The organism is Microbacterium sp. SORGH_AS_0888 (assembly GCF_030818905.1).
Taxonomy (GTDB): Bacteria; Actinomycetota; Actinomycetes; order Actinomycetales; family Microbacteriaceae; genus Microbacterium.
The window spans coordinates 1,153,538-1,170,438 of record NZ_JAUTAZ010000001.1 but is presented as its reverse complement, the minus strand read 5'-3'; the positions used below and the strand labels follow the sequence as shown (position 1 = coordinate 1,170,438).

At 71.1% G+C, this 16,901-nt stretch carries 16 protein-coding genes and 3 pseudogenes; 16 read left to right on the top strand and 3 right to left on the bottom strand.

The annotated features are described in order from the left end of the window. The first annotated feature begins 4 nt into the window (after nucleotides 1-4). From QE381_RS05820 to QE381_RS05760, 14 genes and pseudogenes are all read left to right on the top strand, one after another. Nucleotides 5-1,711, top strand: coding sequence for a CTP synthase (locus QE381_RS05820; protein ID WP_307216309.1), 1,707 nt, complete (start codon nucleotides 5-7; stop codon nucleotides 1,709-1,711). Further along, nucleotides 1,704-2,273 carry an NUDIX hydrolase gene (locus tag QE381_RS05815; protein WP_307216307.1) on the top strand — a complete coding sequence of 190 codons (570 nt, stop codon included), beginning with the start codon at nucleotides 1,704-1,706 and terminating at the stop codon, nucleotides 2,271-2,273. Before QE381_RS05820 ends, QE381_RS05815 begins: the two co-directional genes overlap by 8 nt. A 1-nt stretch (nucleotide 2,274) precedes the next feature. Then, on the top strand, nucleotides 2,275-3,198 hold the full coding sequence (gene xerD, locus QE381_RS05810) for a site-specific tyrosine recombinase XerD (protein ID WP_307216305.1): 924 nt from the start codon (nucleotides 2,275-2,277) through the stop codon (nucleotides 3,196-3,198). Between the two features lie 178 nt (nucleotides 3,199-3,376). Continuing rightward, nucleotides 3,377-3,733 (top strand): annotated as a pseudogene (locus QE381_RS17810) (AbaSI family restriction endonuclease); the annotation flags it as partial. Between the two features lie 247 nt (nucleotides 3,734-3,980). Beyond that, nucleotides 3,981-4,373, top strand: a pseudogene (locus QE381_RS05805) (hypothetical protein); the annotation flags it as partial. A gap of 92 nt (nucleotides 4,374-4,465) precedes the next feature. Beyond that, on the top strand, nucleotides 4,466-5,359 hold the full coding sequence (locus QE381_RS05800; RefSeq protein WP_307216303.1) for a ParA family protein: 894 nt from the start codon (nucleotides 4,466-4,468) through the stop codon (nucleotides 5,357-5,359). Then, the gene (locus QE381_RS05795; protein WP_307216301.1) at nucleotides 5,343-6,179 is read left to right on the top strand and encodes a ScpA family protein; all 837 of its coding nucleotides are present in this window, start codon (nucleotides 5,343-5,345) and stop codon (nucleotides 6,177-6,179) included. The genes QE381_RS05800 and QE381_RS05795 overlap by 17 nt, the downstream gene beginning before the upstream one ends. Beyond that, nucleotides 6,169-6,750 carry an SMC-Scp complex subunit ScpB gene (gene scpB, locus QE381_RS05790; RefSeq protein ID WP_307216298.1) on the top strand — a complete coding sequence of 194 codons (582 nt, stop codon included), beginning with the start codon at nucleotides 6,169-6,171 and terminating at the stop codon, nucleotides 6,748-6,750. The genes QE381_RS05795 and scpB overlap by 11 nt, the downstream gene beginning before the upstream one ends. A gap of 145 nt (nucleotides 6,751-6,895) precedes the next feature. After that, on the top strand, nucleotides 6,896-7,690 hold the full coding sequence (locus QE381_RS05785) for a pseudouridine synthase (protein ID WP_307216297.1): 795 nt from the start codon (nucleotides 6,896-6,898) through the stop codon (nucleotides 7,688-7,690). A gap of 11 nt (nucleotides 7,691-7,701) precedes the next feature. Continuing rightward, nucleotides 7,702-8,809, top strand: a pseudogene (locus tag QE381_RS05780) (prephenate dehydrogenase). After that, nucleotides 8,802-9,479, top strand: coding sequence for a (d)CMP kinase (gene cmk / locus QE381_RS05775; protein ID WP_307216296.1), 678 nt, complete (start codon nucleotides 8,802-8,804; stop codon nucleotides 9,477-9,479). The pseudogene QE381_RS05780 and the gene cmk overlap by 8 nt, the downstream one beginning before the upstream one ends. Next, entirely contained in the window at nucleotides 9,476-11,002 is a 1,527-nt protein-coding gene (der, locus tag QE381_RS05770) for a ribosome biogenesis GTPase Der (RefSeq protein ID WP_307216295.1), read from the top strand. Before cmk ends, der begins: the two co-directional genes overlap by 4 nt. 85 nt (nucleotides 11,003-11,087) lie before the next feature. Next, the gene (locus QE381_RS05765) at nucleotides 11,088-11,984 is read left to right on the top strand and encodes an NUDIX domain-containing protein (protein WP_307216293.1); all 897 of its coding nucleotides are present in this window, start codon (nucleotides 11,088-11,090) and stop codon (nucleotides 11,982-11,984) included. Beyond that, a complete protein-coding gene (locus tag QE381_RS05760) occupies nucleotides 11,981-12,373 on the top strand; it encodes a DUF2809 domain-containing protein (protein WP_307216291.1) in 393 nt (130 codons plus the stop codon). Before QE381_RS05765 ends, QE381_RS05760 begins: the two co-directional genes overlap by 4 nt. A 7-nt stretch (nucleotides 12,374-12,380) precedes the next feature. Here the strand turns inward: QE381_RS05760 and QE381_RS05755 are convergent, their stop codons facing one another. Further along, nucleotides 12,381-13,013: a TetR family transcriptional regulator gene (locus QE381_RS05755; protein ID WP_307216290.1), complete on the bottom strand. Its 633-nt coding sequence runs from the start codon at nucleotides 13,011-13,013 to the stop codon at nucleotides 12,381-12,383. A 102-nt stretch (nucleotides 13,014-13,115) separates the two neighbouring features. Here QE381_RS05755 and QE381_RS05750 point away from each other — a divergent pair, with 102 nt between their 5' ends. Next, nucleotides 13,116-14,585: a DHA2 family efflux MFS transporter permease subunit gene (locus tag QE381_RS05750; RefSeq protein ID WP_307216288.1), complete on the top strand. Its 1,470-nt coding sequence runs from the start codon at nucleotides 13,116-13,118 to the stop codon at nucleotides 14,583-14,585. Between the two features lie 7 nt (nucleotides 14,586-14,592). On the opposite strand, the gene QE381_RS05745 is transcribed toward QE381_RS05750, so the two are convergent. Both QE381_RS05745 and QE381_RS05740 read right to left on the bottom strand, forming a co-directional pair. After that, nucleotides 14,593-14,970, bottom strand: coding sequence for an RNA-binding S4 domain-containing protein (locus tag QE381_RS05745; RefSeq protein WP_307216286.1), 378 nt, complete (start codon nucleotides 14,968-14,970; stop codon nucleotides 14,593-14,595). After that, nucleotides 14,967-15,668, bottom strand: coding sequence for a lysoplasmalogenase family protein (locus QE381_RS05740; RefSeq protein WP_307216284.1), 702 nt, complete (start codon nucleotides 15,666-15,668; stop codon nucleotides 14,967-14,969). Before QE381_RS05740 ends, QE381_RS05745 begins: the two co-directional genes overlap by 4 nt. A 35-nt stretch (nucleotides 15,669-15,703) precedes the next feature. Between QE381_RS05740 and QE381_RS05735 the strand changes: the two genes are divergently transcribed. Next, nucleotides 15,704-16,894, top strand: a complete 1,191-nt coding sequence (locus QE381_RS05735; RefSeq protein WP_307216282.1) for a low temperature requirement protein A — start codon at nucleotides 15,704-15,706, stop codon at nucleotides 16,892-16,894. Nucleotides 16,895-16,901 lie beyond the last annotated feature (7 nt).

Here is a 16,901-nt window from a genome sequence, read left to right as displayed (position 1 = left end):
GCCCGTGACGAACTCTCCTGGATCAGGTCCCCACGGCAGCTCTTCAGACGACACCACCAAGCACATCTTCGTGACCGGCGGTGTCGTCTCCTCGTTGGGGAAGGGCCTGACGGCCGCGAGCCTCGGCAACCTCCTCACCGCACGGGGACTGCGCGTCGTCATGCAGAAGCTCGACCCGTACCTGAACGTCGACCCGGGCACCATGAACCCCTTCCAGCACGGCGAGGTGTTCGTCACCGATGACGGCGCCGAGACCGATCTCGACATCGGCCACTACGAGCGCTTCCTCGACATCGAGCTGAGCCAGGCCGCGAACGTCACGACCGGACAGATCTACTCGCAGGTCATCGCGCGCGAGCGCCGCGGCGAGTACCTCGGCGACACCGTGCAGGTGATCCCGCACATCACCGACGAGATCAAGCGCCGGATGCGGCTGCAGGCCGACGAGACGCCGAAGCCCGACGTGATCATCACCGAGGTCGGCGGCACCGTCGGCGACATCGAGTCGCAGCCGTTCCTCGAGGCCGCGCGCCAGCTGCGCCACGAGCTCGGGCGCGACAACGTGTTCTTCGTGCACGTCTCACTCGTGCCGTTCATGGGCGCGTCGGGCGAGCAGAAGACCAAGCCCACACAGCACTCCGTCGCCGCCCTCCGCCAGGTCGGCATCCAGCCGGACGCGCTCGTGCTCCGCAGCGACCGCCCGGTGAGCGAGAGCAATCGGAACAAGATCGCGCTCATGTGCGACGTCGACGTCGAGGGCGTCGTCAACACCGTCGACCTGCCGAGCATCTACGACATCCCCTCGACCCTGAACGACCAGGGGCTCGACGCCTACATCGCGCGGCGTCTCGGCCTCGCCGACAAGGCCACGGAGGTCGACTGGACGCGCTGGAGCAAGGTGCTCGACGCCGTGCACAACCCGAAGCACGAGGTGACGATCGGCCTGGTCGGCAAGTACATCGACCTGCCGGACGCGTACCTCTCGGTCACCGAGGCGCTGAAGGCCGGCGGTTTCGCGCAGGAGACCAAGGTCCAGGTGCGGTGGATCGCGTCCGATCTGTGCGAGACGCCGGAGGGCGCCGAGAAGGCGCTCGCCACGCTCGACGGCATCGTCGTCCCGGGCGGGTTCGGCATCCGTGGCATCGAGGGCAAGCTCGGGGCCCTGCGCTTCGCCCGCGAGCAGCGCATCCCGACCCTCGGGATCTGCCTCGGCCTGCAGTGCATGGTCATCGAGTACGCGCGCAACGTCGCCGGCATCGAGGGCGCGTCCTCCAGCGAGTTCGACCCCGACACGGCTCACCCCGTCATCGCGACGATGGCGGAGCAGGTCGACATCATCGACCACGGCGACATGGGCGGCACCATGCGCCTGGGGCTGTACGAGGCGGAGCTCGCGGAGGGATCGCTGGCCGCCGAGGTGTACGGCGCGAGCCGCGCGAGCGAACGCCACCGTCACCGCTACGAGGTCAACAACCACTACCGCGACCGGATCGCGGACGCCGGCATGTGGTTCTCGGGGCTCTCGCCCGACCACGGCCTCGTCGAGTACGTCGAGCTGCCCCGCGACGTCCACCCCTACTACATCGCAACCCAGGCCCACCCCGAGCTTCGCTCGCGTCCGACCCAGGCGAACCCGCTGTTCCGGGGCCTGATCGCTGCGGCGCTCGCGCGGCACCGTGCGAGCGAGCTGTTCGACGTCGACAATGGCTGAGCTGCGCGACGAGCCGTTCACGCCCGAGGTCGTCTCGAGCGAGCTCGTGTACGCGGGCCGGGTCTGGGACGTGCGCAGCGACACGGTCCGCTACGGCGACGGGGAGATCGTGCGCGACTACGTCGACCATCCGGGGGCGGTCGCCGTCGTCGCGGTGGACGAGCAGGGGCGCGTGCTGCTGATCCAGCAGTATCGGCACCCGATCCGTCACCGCAACTGGGAGGTGCCCGCCGGTCTCCTCGACGTCCCGGGAGAGCGTCCCGTCCAGGCTGCGCAGCGTGAGCTCGCCGAGGAGGCCGACCTCGCGGCCTCGCGGTGGGATGATCTCGTCAGCATCTTCACGACGCCCGGCGGCAACGACGAGGTCATCCACCTCTTCCTCGCGCGGGATCTGCGCCCCGTGGGCGAGACGTTCGCACGCGAGGAGGAAGAGGCCGACATCCGGATGGAGTGGGTGCCGCTGTCCGAGGCGGTGGAGGCCGTGCTCGCGGGACGCATGCACAACGGCATCCTCGCGGTCGGTGTGCTCGCCGCGGCGGAACGGCTGCGGCGCGAGGACTGAGATGCGTCTCGACCGGGCCGTGGACGTGTATCTGCGGCACGTGACGATCGAGCGGGGGCTCGCGGCCCACACGGTCGCCGCCTACCGGCGCGACCTCGCGGGCTACGTCGGGTGGCTCGCGGATCGCGGCGTCGCCGAGATCGAGGCGGTGAGCGCCGAGCTCGTCGCCGCCTTCGCCGCGGACCGGGCCTCGGCCGTCCCCCTGCCGGCGGCGTCGAGCCTCGCCCGACTGCAGTCGTCGGTGCGGGGGCTCCACCGGTTCCTCGCACAGGAGGGGATCGTCGAGACCGACCCCGCGGCGAAGCTGCGGCCGCCCAAGCTCCCGCAGCGGCTCCCGAAGGCGCTCACGATCGATCAGGTCGAGAGGCTGCTGGCCGCGGCCGGTCCGGAACCGGGCGCCGACACGGTCGCGGACGCCGCGGGGCTGCGCGACCGCGCGCTGCTCGAGCTGCTCTATGCGACGGGCGCCCGTGTGAGCGAGGTCGTGCAGCTGGATGTCGACGACCTCGCCCACGGCGATGTGCTGCGCGTGCGCGGCAAGGGGTCGAAGGAGCGCATCGTCCCGGTCGGCTCCTATGCGCGGGCGGCGGTGGCGGCCTACCTCGCCCGGGCACGCCCGGGGCTCGCGGCGAACGGTCGAGGCACGCCACGGCTGTTCCTCGGGATGCGGGGCGCCCCGCTGTCGCGGCAGAGTGCCTGGCTCATCATCCAGCGGGCGGCCGAGCGGGCGGAGCTGACCGCGCACGTCTCGCCGCACACCCTGCGGCACTCGTTCGCGACGCACCTGCTGCAGGGGGGTGCCGACGTGCGTGTCGTCCAGGAGCTCCTGGGGCATGCCTCGGTCGCGACGACGCAGATCTACACCCACGTGAGCGTGGACGCGCTCCGCGACGTCTACACCACGGCGCACCCGCGGGCGCGATAGCGCACCCCCGCATGCGCGGTCGCGCGCATCTGCCGGGAGAACGGCGTCCGGATTCGTCCGGACTCGGCGGCGGGGCCGGGCCGGAAGGGTTCTCGCGGCGCGGGATTCCTCGTGTGAGGGGATGAGCGCCGACAACTGCCCGTGACCTCCTCGACATCCCCATCGAAAGGATCCGACGATGTCTTCTGACCCGCTGCACACGCTCGTCCGCGTCGACGGCGGCAACCCCTCGCCCTGCGAGCCGCCGGCGGCCGACCTGGCATGGGCGGCCGGCCGCCTCCGCAAGGCGGGGCACAAGATCTACGAGGTGTATGCCACCTCTCGGATCTTCCATCTGCTCGACGACCCCGAGATCGAGGTCGTGACCCAGCAGCTCGTGCGTCGGCCCGACGGCACCCGGGCGCTCATGGACGTGTATTTCCCGCAGTTCAACCTGTTCGTGGAGATCGACGAGCCGTACCACGGCGGCGCGGACCAGGCACGCGCGGACCGCGCCCGCACCGAGGATGTCCTCAAGGCTCTCGCCACCCGCCAGTCGTCCATGATCGACGCCCCGGCGGAACCCGAGCGCCTCGTCGTCGCCGGCAAGACGATGGCGCAGTTCAACGCACAGATCGACGCGCTCATCGCTCGCGTTGCCGCCGTGAAGCAGGCGAAGACCGCGGCGGGGACCTTCGAGCCGTTCGCGTTCGGCCGTCGCGCCAGTGTCGCCCACTGGCGGGAGCGCGGCACGATCCATGTGAGCGACCGGACGGAACTGCACAGCCCGGGCCGACGTCGGGGAGCTGTTCGGGGTCCGGCCGAATCAGATGAAGGCCGTATGGCGGGTCAGCGCGGACACGATCCTCTGGTGGCCGAAGCTCTACGTCAACGACCTCTGGTCGAACGTCCTCTCGGCCGACGGCACCGAGATCGTCCAGACCGACAAGCGCGCGAACGCGGGGGCCGGGCCGTCCCGCCCCAGCCGCAACGATCCGCGGCCTGGCGACCGCTGGATCGTGTTCGCGCACACCGTCGACGAGCAGTTCGGCGGCATCTACTACAACTTCGTCGGCGTCTTCACGGTCCGGGAGTCCCTGGGGGACCGCACGACGTACGTCCGTGTCGCCGACCGTGTCGACCTCGTCGCCGAGCGGACCCGCCGCGGCGGATCCGACGCGCTCGACGGCTCGTGACGGTCGCCCGCCTCGGTCCTCGCCGGTCCGGGGACAACGGCGGGCCTCCGCGAGGAGAAGCTCGCCCCGACTAGAATCGACCGAGCATGTCTATGGCGGGAGTATCGGTGGCGGACAACAGTGCCCGGGCGAAGAAGAAGGATGGTGTCATCCTCGGCGAGACGGGCCGCCCCTACCACGGCTTCCCGACGCCTCCGGCGCTCGCCTCGCACGGCCCGGCCCGGATCATCGCGCTCTGCAACCAGAAGGGCGGGGTGGGCAAGACCACCACGACCATCAACCTCGCGGCATCCCTCGCCGAGTACGGCCGCCGGGTCCTCGCGGTCGATTTCGACCCGCAGGGCGCGCTGTCGGCAGGCCTGGGCATCCAGGCGCACGACGCGCCCACGGTCTACGACCTGCTGCTGGACACCAAGCGCGACGCGCACGAGGCGATCGTGCACAGCTCCGTCGAGGGCCTCGACGTGCTGCCCGCGAACATCGACCTGTCCGCCGCCGAGGTGCACCTGGTCAACGAGGTCGCCCGCGAGACGATCCTCTCGCGGGTGCTGCGCCAGGTCACGGCCGAGTACGACGTCATCCTCATCGACTGCCAGCCCTCGCTCGGGCTCCTGACGGTCAACGCGCTCACCGCGAGTCACGGCGTCATCATCCCGCTCGAGTGCGAGTTCTTCGCGCTGCGCGGTGTCGCGCTGCTGATCGAGACGATCGACAAGGTGCGCGATCGGCTGAACCCCACGATCACCCTCGACGGTCTGCTCGCGACCATGTACGACGCCCGCACCCTCCACTCGCGCGAGGTGCTCGAGCGGGTCGTCGAGGCGTTCGGCGACGATGTGCTGGAGACCGTCATCGGCCGTACCGTGAAGTTCCCGGACGCGTCCGTCTCGGGCATGCCGATCACCGAGTTCGCCCCCGAGCACGCGGCGGCCCAGGCCTACCTGCGACTCGCGCGGGAGCTGGTCGCCCGTGGCGCCGTCGCCTGACGAGACGTCGGAGACGTCCGAGGGGCAGGATGCGGTCGAGCCGGGCTTCCGAGTGTCGCTCGGCGTGTTCGACGGGCCGTTCGATCTGCTCCTGAGCCTCATCTCCAAACACGAGCTCGACATCACCGAGGTCGCTCTCAGCACCGTCACCGACGAGTTCATCTCCTATCTGCGCGGCCTCGGCCCGGAGCAGGAGCTCGATGAGGCCTCCGAGTTCCTCGTGGTCGCCGCGACGCTGTTGGACATGAAGATCGTGGGCCTGCTGCCGCAGGGCGAGCTCGTGGACGCGGAGTCGGTCGCCGTGCTCGAGGCCCGCGACCTGCTGTTCGCCCGCCTGCTGCAGTACCGCGCGTTCAAGGAGGTCTCGGCATGGTTCGCCCGCTGCCTCGACCGCGAGGGCAAGCGGCACGTGCGCAGCGTGCGGCTCGACGAGAAGTACCGGCAGCAGGCGCCGGAGCTCGTGTGGACGCTGACGCCCGACGACTTCGCGGCCCTCGCGATGCTGGCGCTCGCGCCCAAGGAGATCCCCTCCGTCGGGCTCGACCATCTGCACGCGCCGCTCGTGAGCATCCGCGAGCAGGCGGCGATCGTGGTGACCCTGCTGCGAGATCGTGGCACGCTGACCTTCCGGGAGCTCGTCGCGGGAGTGACGGCGCCCGGCGTGGTGGTCGCCCGCTTCCTCTCCATCCTCGAGCTGTACCGGCACGCCGCGCTCTCGTTCGAACAGCTGGAGCCGCTGGGCGAGCTGACTCTCCGGTGGAGCGCGCAGCGGTGGTCCGATGAGAACCTTGCGACACTGGGAGCCGACTATGACCGATGAGCCCACCGCATCCGTGCCCGTCCTCGCCCGCCAGCTCGAGGCGATCCTGTTCGTCGTCGACGAGCCGCAGAGCCTCGTGAGCCTCGCGACGGCCGTGGCGGCCCCGGTCGCCGCCGTGCGGCAGGCGATCGAGACCCTGGTGGCCGACTACGACGGGGAGGCGGGCGGTCCTCGACGCGGGTTCGAGCTGCGCGAGGTCGGCGGCGGCTGGCGCATCTACGTGCGCGACGACTACGACGACCTGGTGGCCGCGTTCATCGGGGGACAGACACCGTCGCGGCTGTCGCAGGCGGCGCTCGAGACGCTCGCCGTCATCGCCTACAAGCAGCCCGTGACCCGCGGGCAGGTGGCCTCGATCCGTGCCGTCAACGTCGACTCCGTCGTGCGCACGCTCGTCGCGCGCGGCCTCATCACCGAGGTCGGGCAGGACCCCGAGACGGGGGCGATCCTGTACGGCACGACGGACGCTCTCCTCGGCCACCTGGGGCTGAACTCGCTCGAGGAGCTGCCGCACATCTCGCCGCTGCTCGACGACGGTTCCGACGGCTTCGACGAGGAGCTCGTGCGATGAGCGTCGCTGTGCCCGCCGCATCCGTTGCCCGTCCCGCATCATGTCCCACTTCGTGCCGGGCGGTGTCCCACTTTGGACCGCTGGCAGGACCTCCCAGCGGTCCAAAGTGGGACATGGATGAGGCGAGCGAGCGGGGAGAGGAGCGATGATGAGCGGAGCGGAGGAGCGGCGCGTGGAGACCGAGGGCGTACGGCTGCAGAAGGTGCTCGCGAACGCTGGGGTCGCGTCCCGGCGTGTCGCGGAGGACATGATCGTCGCGGGTCGCGTGCGCGTGAACGGCGTGACCGTCACGGAGCTGGGCTCCCGCATCGACCCCGAGAACGACCTCGTGGATGTCGACGGCACCGCGGTGCAGCTCGACCCGAGCAAGCGCTACGTCATGCTCAACAAGCCCACCGGGGTCGTGAGCACGATGCGCGACGAGCACGGTCGCCCCGACCTCCGCCGCTTCACCGCCGACTGGGAGGAACGGCTCTTCAACGTCGGCCGCTTGGACGCGGACACGAGCGGCCTGCTCGTGCTCACGAACGACGGCGGTCTCGCGCACGTCCTCGCCCACCCGTCGTTCGGCGTGACCAAGGTCTACATCGCGCGCGTCGCCGGCCGTGTCGCCCCTCAGACGATCGCGCGTCTCACCCGCGGCGTCGAGCTCGACGACGGCCCCATCGCCGCGGACAAGGCCAGACTGCTCGACGCGAACGCGGACTCCAGCCTGGTGGAGCTGACGCTGCACTCCGGGCGCAACCGCATCGTCCGTCGCATGATGGCCGAGACCGGCCACCCCGTGCACGACCTCGTCCGACGGCAGTTCGGCCCTCTGCACCTGGGCACGCTCCCGGTGGGCAGGGCGAGGGAGTTGACTACAGTGGAACGCGGCGCGCTGATGACCCTCGCGCGTCGTGCGGCGGACGAGCCGCCGTCCGGCCAGGAGACCCCGTGAGCAACCCCTCGATCGCGCATGAGCGCGTAGCCGCCCGCACCACCGGGACGGTGCGCGTGGTCGGCGCGGGCCTGCTCGGCGCGAGCATCGGCCATGCGTTGACCGCGCTCGGCGTCGACGTGGCGCTCGCCGACACCTCGCCCGCGCAGCTCCGGCTCGCGATCGACTACGGCGCCGGCCGCGCGGAGCGTCCCGATGACGTGCCCGCCATCGTCGTGGTCGCGGTTCCCCCGGATGTCGTCGCCGACGTCGTCGAGCGGGAGCTGCGGGACCACCCCCGACGCCGTCGTGACGGATGTCGCGAGCGTCAAGCTCGAGCCGTACCTCGCGTTGCGCGAGCGCGGCGCCGACCTCCATCGCTACATCGGCTCGCACCCGCTCGCGGGACGAGAGCGGGGCGGCGCGATCGCTGCCCGCGCCGACCTGTTCGTCGGACGGCCGTGGGTCGTGTGCCGGGATTCGGAGACCAGCGCGGCCGACCTCGCCCGCGTCGAGGGGCTCGCCCTCGACCTCGGTGCGACTCCGATCGAGATGGGGCCCGAAGAGCACGACCGCTCCGTGGCACTGGTCTCGCACACACCGCAGCTGGTCGCGAGCCTGCTCGCGGCCCGGTTCGTCGACGCCCCCGACGGCGCCCTCAGCCTGGCCGGACAGGGCGTCCGCGACACGACGCGCATCGCGGCCTCCGCCCCGGAGCTGTGGGTGCAGATCCTCGACGCGAACGCCGCGCCGGTGGTCGAGGTGCTGGATGCGCTCGCCGCGGATCTCGCCACGGTCGCCGACGCGCTGCGTGACCCCGCAGCCGCCGGCGCGCGCCGGACGATCGCCGACACGATCCGCCGGGGCAACCGCGGCGTCGAGCGGCTGCCCGGCAAGCACGGCCAGAACCGGCGGTTCGAGCAGATCGTCGTCATGGTCGACGACCGCGCCGGCCAGCTCGGCCGGCTCTTCGGCGAGCTCGGCGAGCTCGACGTCAACGTGGAGGACCTGCGGCTGGAGCACTCGCCCGGCGCGCAGTTCGGTCTGGCCGAGATCAGCGTCGACCCCGCCGCGGCGGGCCGCGCCATCGCGGGCCTGACCGATCGGGGCTGGAGGATTGCGAGCATGAGCAATGAGTGAAGCGACACCGACCGTCGTCGCGATCGACGGGCCCGCCGGCAGCGGCAAGTCGTCGGTGTCGAAAGAGGTCGCCCGCCGTCTCGGTTACGGCTACCTCGACACCGGCGCCGCCTACCGTGCGCTCGCGTGGTTCGCGCTCGACCGCGAGCTCGACACGTCCGACGCGACGGCTGTCGTGGATGCGCTCGGCGCGTTCGACTACACGATCTCCCTCGACCCCGACGACTTCTGGGTGCGAGTGGGGGAGACCTCCGTGACCGAGGCGATCCGCGAGCCGCGGGTGACCGACGTCGTCAGCGGCGTCGCTCGGATCCCGCTGGTGCGACAGGCGGCCACCGCGCTGTTCCGGCACCTGATCGAGACCTCCGGGCGTTCGGGGGTCGTGGTCGAGGGACGCGACATCACGACCGTCGTCGCCCCGGATGCGCCCGTGCGCATCCTTCTCACCGCCGCCGAGGAGGTGCGCGCCGCACGGCGCAGCGCCGAGACGACGGCGCAGGATGCGGCGGCCGTCGCCGCATCGCTGCAGCGGCGTGATGCCTCCGACGCCACCGTGTCGGAGTTCATGACCGCCGCCGACGGCGTCATCGTCGTCGACTCGACCCACCTCGACTTCGACGGGACCGTGGACGCGGTCCTCGCCGTCGTGAGGGAAAGGAATGACCAATGAGCGGTGACGAGGAGTACGAAGGCGGGCCCGATCAGCTCGCCGAGCGTCTCGCCGAGATCGATGAGACCCTCGCCGAGCAGCGCGCGGAGGCCTTGCGCGCCTCCCTGGCCGACTACGACCTGGATGCGGACGACGCCGCTCTGCTCGAGGGCCTCACGGGCGCGGACGACGGCATCGAATACCTGCCGGCGCTTCCGGTCGTCGCGATCGTCGGGCGCCCGAACGTCGGCAAGTCGGCGCTCGTGAACCGCATCCTCGGCCGCCGCGAGGCCGTCGTGGAGGACACCCCGGGCGTCACGCGCGATCGCGTGACCTACAAGGCGGAGTGGATGGACCGCCGATTCTCGCTCGTCGACACCGGCGGATGGGAGCCCGATGCGCGCGGCATCGACAAGTCGGTCGCGGCACAGGCCGAGATCGCGATCGATCTCGCCGACGTCGTGCTCTTCGTCGTGGACGCCATGGTCGGGGCCACCTCGACCGACGAGCAGGTGGTGCGCCTGCTCCGCCGCAGCGGCAAGCCCGTGCTGCTGGTCGCGAACAAGATCGACGACGCCCGGCAGGAGCCGGAGGCGGCGGCGCTGTGGAACCTCGGGCTGGGGGAGCCGCACGCGGTCTCCGCCATCCACGGTCGCGGTGTCGCCGACCTGCTCGACGAGGTCATGAAGGTGCTGCCGGAGGTCTCCGCGGTCGCCGGGCACGAGATCGGCGGTCCGCGCCGGGTCGCGATCCTCGGTCGCCCGAACGTGGGCAAGTCGTCGCTGCTGAACAAGGCGGCGGGCGAGGAGCGCGTCGTCGTGAACGAGCTCGCGGGCACGACCCGCGACCCGGTCGACGAGATCGTGGAGCTCGGCGGCAGGCTGTGGCGCCTGGTCGACACCGCCGGCATCCGCCGCCGCGTGCACCTGCAGCAGGGCGCCGACTTCTATGCGTCGCTGCGCACCTCGGCCGCGCTCGAGAAGGCGGAGGTCGCGGTCGTCGTGCTGGATGTCTCGCAGCCGCTCAGCGAGCAGGACGTGCGGATCATCGACATGGTGCTCGAGTCCGGCCGGGCCCTCGTGCTCGCGTTCAACAAATGGGACCGGCTGAACGACGACGACATGGAGGGCATCGACCGGCGTCGCTACCTCGAGCGGGAGATCGAGCAGGACCTCGCGCACGTGTCGTGGGCGCCGCGGGTGAACATCTCCGCGCGCACCGGCCGTCACCTCGACAAGCTCGTCCCGGCGCTGGAGACGGCGCTCGAGTCGTGGGACCAGCGGATCCCGACCGGCAAGTTCAACGCGTTCCTCGCCGAGCTGGTCGCCGAGCACCCGCATCCCCTCCGCGGCGGCAAGCAGCCCCGCATCCTGTTCGGCACGCAGGCGGGCACCCGTCCGCCGACCTTCGTGCTGTTCACGACCGGATTCCTCGACCCTGGCTACCGCCGGTTCATCCAGCGGCGGCTGCGCGAGCTCTACGGCTTCGAGGGCTCGCCGATCGTCGTCAACATGCGGGTGCGGGAGCGTCGCCAGAAGCGCTGACGGCCGGGTGTCTCCGGTCGCTGCGGCGGCGAGCTTCTGTGACGATGCGCAGCGACGTGCGCCCGCGGTGTGAAAAGCTGAGGGCGTGACGATCGTGCCCCCGCAGCCCGGAGAGCCGCGCCGCCCGCACGGGCCTCGCGATCCCGGTGATGCGTGGGTCGTGGCCGACGACGGGACGCGGTACTGGGGGCGCTTCGGTGCCGCGGGGCTGCTCGCGATCGATGCGCGGCGCGGCGTGCTCCTGCAGCACCGGGTGGCGTGGAGCCACTTCGGCGACACGTGGGGACTCCCGGGCGGTGCGCGTCACGAGGGCGAGTCTGCCGTGGATGGCGCGCTCCGCGAGTCGGCCGAGGAGGCGGGGGTTCCCGCCGGGGCCGTGCGACCGCGCTTCATGAGCGTGCTCGACGAGACCGTGTGGACCTACTCGACCCTCGTCGCGGATGTCGCGGCCCCGTTCGAGCCGGTCATCAGCGACCCGGAGAGCCGAGAGCTGGCGTGGGTCCCGGTGGACGAGGTCGACTCCTATCCGCTGCATCCGGGTTTCGGGGCGGCCTGGCCCATGCTGCGCGGGCTGCTGTCGGTACGCCCGGCGGTCGTGGTCGATGCCGCGAACGTCGTCGGCTCCGTGCCCGACGGCTGGTGGCGTGACCGGGCGGGTGCGACGGCTCGCCTGCTCGAGCGCCTGGGCGCTCTCGTGGACGACGGCGTGGCGGCGCAGCGGCTCGGCTTGGCCGCCGATCGCTGGTTCCCCGAGGTCACGGTGGTCGTGGAGGGCCAGGCGCGCGCGGTCGAGGACGTCGCGGACATCGCCGTCGTCCGGGCTCCGGCCTCCGGCGACGACGCGATCGTCGCCGAGGCGCAGCGGCTCGTGGAGGCCGGGCGCGAGGTCACGGTCGTGACGAGCGACCGGGAGCTGCGGGAGCGGGTCGCGGCGCTCGGTGCCCGCACGCAGGGTCCGTCCTGGCTCGCCGCGGGGGAGTGAGCCGGTCCGCACGCCGGAGGATCGTCGCGGCGGCACTCGCCGTCGTCGCGATCGTCGCGGGGCTTGCGGTGCACGCGGGGCCGGCATCGGCGGCGACCGACGTCGCGGGCGACGCGCTGTACGCGGCGCTGGTGTACCTGCTCGTCGTGCTGCTCGCGCCACGCTGGTCCGTGTGGGGCGCGGGTGCCGTGGCCGCTGCGTGGTGTGTCGCGGTCGAGCTGTTGCAGCTGACGGGGCTTCCCGCAGTCTGGAGCGCGGCGGCGCCGCCGGTGCGGCTCGTGCTCGGCACGGGCTTCGATGTGCGCGACATCCTCGTCTACGCGGTGACGGCGGTCGTGTGTGCGGGGTTGGATGCCGGCATCCGACGGTTCGCGTCGTGCCCGCGCTGATGCTGACTCAGCGGTCTGCGCCGAGACGGCGGGTGAGGTCGGCGATGCCCGCCCGGACCTCGTCGTAGATCGTCCGAGCGGGTGTGTTCAGGCCGAGCTCGGCGCAGCGGGACCACTCGTCGAAGGTGAGGCGGATGGCGAGGGCGAGCGTGGCGATGCCCGCGCGGAGCGTGAGGGGATCCGCATCCGTCGCCTGTGCCGCGGCCTCGGTCAGCTGATCGATCTGCTCGGCTTCGCGGCGCAGCGCGACGGCGAGGAGCGTCGGCTCGCCGATGATGAGCCGGCGAATCCGCAGGAAGCGGGTGTGCTCGTCGCGGCGGTCGTCGAAATCGTCGAGCATCAGCATCCACTGCGCCTCGATCGCGCGGAACGTGTCCTCGCCGCCGTGGATCGCCGCGATCGCGACGCGGACGAACTCCTCGGACTCGTCGGCGCTCGCGAAGATCGCCTCCTCCTTCGTGGCGAAGTAGCGGAAGAAGGTGCGGGGTGAGGCGCCGGCGCGTCGCGCGATGTCGTCGACGGTCGTGCCGTGGACACCGTGCTGCTCGAACAGGTCCATCGCGGCGTTGGAGAACTCGAGGTAGGTCTCGCGGCGTCGGCGTTCTCGCAGGCCTGGCTGCGCGGCGGCGGGGGAGGACATGCGGCCATTGTTGCATAGATTGACAAAGTGGCAGTAACTGCCATATTCTTTCAGGGCGCGGAAGCGGCTCATTCGCGCCCCTGCGTCCTTTGAAAGGCTTCGATGTCCCTCGGCACCCGTTCTCCCCACTCCTCCACCGTTCCCACCGCTGTGCGCAGCGGGCCGGTTATCGCCCTGCTCGTGGTCTCGGCGTTCGTGGTGATCTTGAACGAGACGATCATGAGCGTGGCGCTGCCGCGGCTGATGGTCGATCTGTCGATCAGCGCCGCGACGGCGCAGTGGCTGACCACCGGGTTCCTGCTGACGATGGCGATCATCATTCCGCTGACGGGCTTCCTCCTCTCGCGCTTCCCGCTGCGGAGCCTGTACCTCACGGCGATGATGCTGTTCGCGGTCGGGACGCTGATCGCCGCGCTCGCTCCCGGGTTCGGGATGCTGCTTGTGGGCAGGATCGTGCAGGCGATGGGAACGGCGATCATGATGCCGCTGCTCATGACCACCGTGCTGACCGTGGTCGCGCCCGAACGTCGCGGGCGCATGATGGGCGTCATCAGCATCGTGATCGCGGTCGCGCCCGCGATCGGTCCGACCGTGTCGGGTCTCATCCTTTCGGTGCTCGACTGGCGGTGGATGTTCTGGATCGTGCTGCCGATCGCGATCGTGGCGCTGATCCTCGGCGCGCTGTGGGTGCGTAACGTCACCGAGACCCGCGACGCTCGCCTGGACGTGCTCTCGCTCGTGCTGTCGGCGTTCGGCTTCGGCGGGATCGTGTTCGGGCTGAGCTCGATCGGTGAGGCGGCATCGGGCGAGGCGGCGATACCGCCGGCCATCCCGCTGGTCGTCGGTGTGATCGCGCTCGCCCTGTTCGTGTGGCGTCAGCTGCTGCTGCAGCGCACGGATTCGGCGCTGCTCGACCTTCGGACCTTCCGCTCGCCCTCGTTCAGCATCGCCGTCGTGCTCGTGGTCGTCATGATGGCCGCGCTGTTCGGCACGCTCGTGCTGCTCCCGATGTATCTGCAGCAGGTGCTCGGACTCGACACGCTCACGGTCGGGCTCATGCTCCTGCCAGGCGGGGCGCTGATGGGGCTGGTAGCACCGCTCGTGGGCACCCTGTTCGACCGGTTCGGGCCGAGGCCCCTCGTCATCCCCGGCGCCGCGGTCGCGACGGCCGGTCTGTGGGCCATGACGACGTTCGACCAGACGACCTCGATCGGCTGGGTCATCGCCGCACACATGATGTTGAGCCTCGGTCTCGGCTTCGTCCTCACCCCGCTGATGACCTCCGCGCTGGGAACGCTGCCGGTCTCGCTGTACTCCCACGGCAGTGCGACGGTCACGACGCTCCAGCAGGTCGCGGGCGCGGCGGGCACAGCGGTGTTCGTGACCCTGCTCGCGGTGGGTTCCGCATCCGCCGCACAGAGCGGTTCCGCAGCGACCGAGGCGATGGCGCACGGCGTCCACATCGCGTTCCTCACCGGGGCGATCGTCGCGTCCGTCGCGTTCCTGCTCTCGTTCTTCGTGCGGCGCCCCCCGCGCGCGGCCGGCGTCACCGAGAGGGCCGCCGCCCACTGATCCCGGCTCAGTCGCGACCGCGGAGCCGGTCGATGTCGCGCCGTTCGCGCTTGGTGGGACGGCCGGCGCCGCGGTCGCGCACCGGCACGGACGCCGTCAGCTCCCGGGGCGGGGGCGGAGGGGTGAGGTCGTCGTAGGCGGTCGCAGCCACGGGTGCGCCGACCCGCTTGGTCAGCAGCTGACGGACGACGAGGATGCGGTCGAAGCCCTGGATGCGCACGCGCAGCTCGTCTCCCACCCGCACCGGCTGCGCGGCCTTCGCGCGGTCGCCGCCGACACGGACGTGCCCGGCGCGGCAGGCCGTCGTGGCGGCGGATCGAGTCTTGTAGACGCGGATCGCCCAGAGCCAGACATCGACGCGGACAGCGGTCGCGGCATCCGTCATCGTGGGACCTCCGGGCGGTGGACGAGCAGCGCGGCGCTGCCGGCGACGAGCAGACCCTGGCCCAGGCAGTACGCGACCATGACGAGCGGGCTGGTCCAGCCCGGCATCGAGTCGGGGGTGAAGAGCCGGAACGCCAGCACGGTGTCCGAGCACAGGAACAGCGCGCCTCCGAGGGCGATCGCCGGTGTGCAGCGGGCGGCGGTCGCGGCGGTCGCCGCCAGGAGAAGTCCGTAGACGGCGACGCCGACGAGGAGCCCGACGCCGCCGGCGGGGAGCAGCGCAGGGCCGAGGAGCAGCAGCATCCCGATCCACCACAGTGCGTAGACCGCGCTCCAGCGGGGCAAGCGGCGTCGCGCGAGCCGGCGGGAGAACAGCACGAGGTAACAGATGTGCGCCGCTCCGAAGCAGAGGAGCATCGCGGGGACGGTGGGGGCGAACGGGAAGAAGGTCGCCGCACCGTCGCCGAGCCAGGAGAAGGCGAGCGCGGCGAACAGCAGGGCGAAGGGCGTTCCCCACGACGTTCCTCGGCCCGCCCAGAGGAGGGCGAGGGCGAGAAGCGGCATCAGGGTGAGCTTCGTGAATGACGCGAGCGGTTCCGCATCGACCGCAAGGGCGCCCACGTGCACGGCGCTGAGGGTCGCGTAGGGGAGGAAGCCCCACCAGCGGCCCCGTGCGGGGGTCGAACCGGCGATGCGCATTCGCTCACGCTACCGCGCTCGGCATAATCGTCGGCATGACTTCGAGCCTCGGCATCCTCGGGCTGCGTCGCGTGCGCGCCCGCGACAACTCCGCCCGCGGCCGCGTCGCGACCCCGCTCGAGCTGCTCTTCGACCTCGTCTTCGTGGTCGCGGTGTCGCAGGCCTCGGTGAATCTCCACCATCTGCTGGCCGAGGGGCACATCGGTGACGGCGTGCTCTCGTACCTCATGGTCTTCTTCGCGATCTGGTGGGCCTGGGTGAACTTCACGTGGTTCGCGTCCGCGTTCGACACGGACGACTGGGCGTATCGGATCGTGACGATCGTGCAGATGGGCGGTGTGCTCGTGCTCGCCGCGGGCATCCACGATGCGATGGTCTCGCAGGACTTCTTCTGGGTCACGTGGGGCTACGTCATTATGCGGTTGGCGATGGTCGCGCAGTGGGTGCGGGCGGCGGTGTCGGACCCCGGGTACCGGGCGACGGCGTGGACGTTCGCGGTCGGCATCACGATCGTGCAGGTGCTGTGGGTCGCACGGATCTACCTGCTCGACGCGCGGTGGCAGTTAATCACCTTCTTCGTGCTGATGGTGGCCGAGATCGCGGTGCCGGTCATCGCGGAGTCGCGCCGGGCGACCCCCTGGCACCCGCACCACATCGCGGAGCGGTACGGTCTGTTCACGCTGATCCTGCTGGGCGAGAGCCTGCTGGCGTCGGCGACGGCGATCTTCGAGGCCGTGGGCGAGGGCGAGCACGTCGGAGAGCTGGTGTGGCTGGCGGTGTCGGGGCTCGTGGTCGCCGCAGGGATGTGGTGGATCTACTTCGCCCGAGAGCCCGCGGAACGGCTGACGTCGTCGCGGGCCGGCTTCTTCTTCGGCTACGGGCACTACCTCGTCTTCGCCGCGGCGGGTGCCGTCTCGGCGGGCGTCGAGGTCGAGGTCGACCACATCCTGGGCACTGCTCATCTGGACGCCGAGGCCGCCGGCCTCGCGCTCACGATCCCCGTCGCGGTGTTCCTCGTGTTCACGTGGCTTCTCGTGCTGCGCGGTTCGCTGTCCGTGCCCGCCTCCGTCGCCGTGCTGGGCGGAGCGGTGCTGATCCTGTTCGCCGGGATGCTGCCGGTCGCCGAGTACGCGGTCGCCGCTGTCCTGCTGGTGCTCGTCGTCGCTGCGGTGGAAGCGGATGCCGTCGTGCGACGGCGCCGGAACGGCTTCGAACATGCCATCTGAGGTCGCG

Coding starts and splice junctions, on each gene's coding strand:
- QE381_RS05815 (WP_307216307.1), top strand. CDS start 1,704: ATGGCTGAGCTGCGCGACGAGCCGTTCACGCCCGAGGTCGTCTCGAGC.
- xerD (WP_307216305.1), top strand. CDS start 2,275: ATGCGTCTCGACCGGGCCGTGGACGTGTATCTGCGGCACGTGACGATC.
- QE381_RS05800 (WP_307216303.1), top strand. CDS start 4,466: ATGGCGGGAGTATCGGTGGCGGACAACAGTGCCCGGGCGAAGAAGAAG.
- scpB (WP_307216298.1), top strand. CDS start 6,169: ATGACCGATGAGCCCACCGCATCCGTGCCCGTCCTCGCCCGCCAGCTC.
- QE381_RS05785 (WP_307216297.1), top strand. CDS start 6,896: ATGATGAGCGGAGCGGAGGAGCGGCGCGTGGAGACCGAGGGCGTACGG.
- cmk (WP_307216296.1), top strand. CDS start 8,802: ATGAGTGAAGCGACACCGACCGTCGTCGCGATCGACGGGCCCGCCGGC.
- der (WP_307216295.1), top strand. CDS start 9,476: ATGAGCGGTGACGAGGAGTACGAAGGCGGGCCCGATCAGCTCGCCGAG.
- QE381_RS05755 (WP_307216290.1), bottom strand. CDS start 13,013: ATGTCCTCCCCCGCCGCCGCGCAGCCAGGCCTGCGAGAACGCCGACGC.
- QE381_RS05750 (WP_307216288.1), top strand. CDS start 13,116: ATGTCCCTCGGCACCCGTTCTCCCCACTCCTCCACCGTTCCCACCGCT.
- QE381_RS05745 (WP_307216286.1), bottom strand. CDS start 14,970: ATGACGGATGCCGCGACCGCTGTCCGCGTCGATGTCTGGCTCTGGGCG.
- QE381_RS05740 (WP_307216284.1), bottom strand. CDS start 15,668: ATGCGCATCGCCGGTTCGACCCCCGCACGGGGCCGCTGGTGGGGCTTC.
- QE381_RS05735 (WP_307216282.1), top strand. CDS start 15,704: ATGACTTCGAGCCTCGGCATCCTCGGGCTGCGTCGCGTGCGCGCCCGC.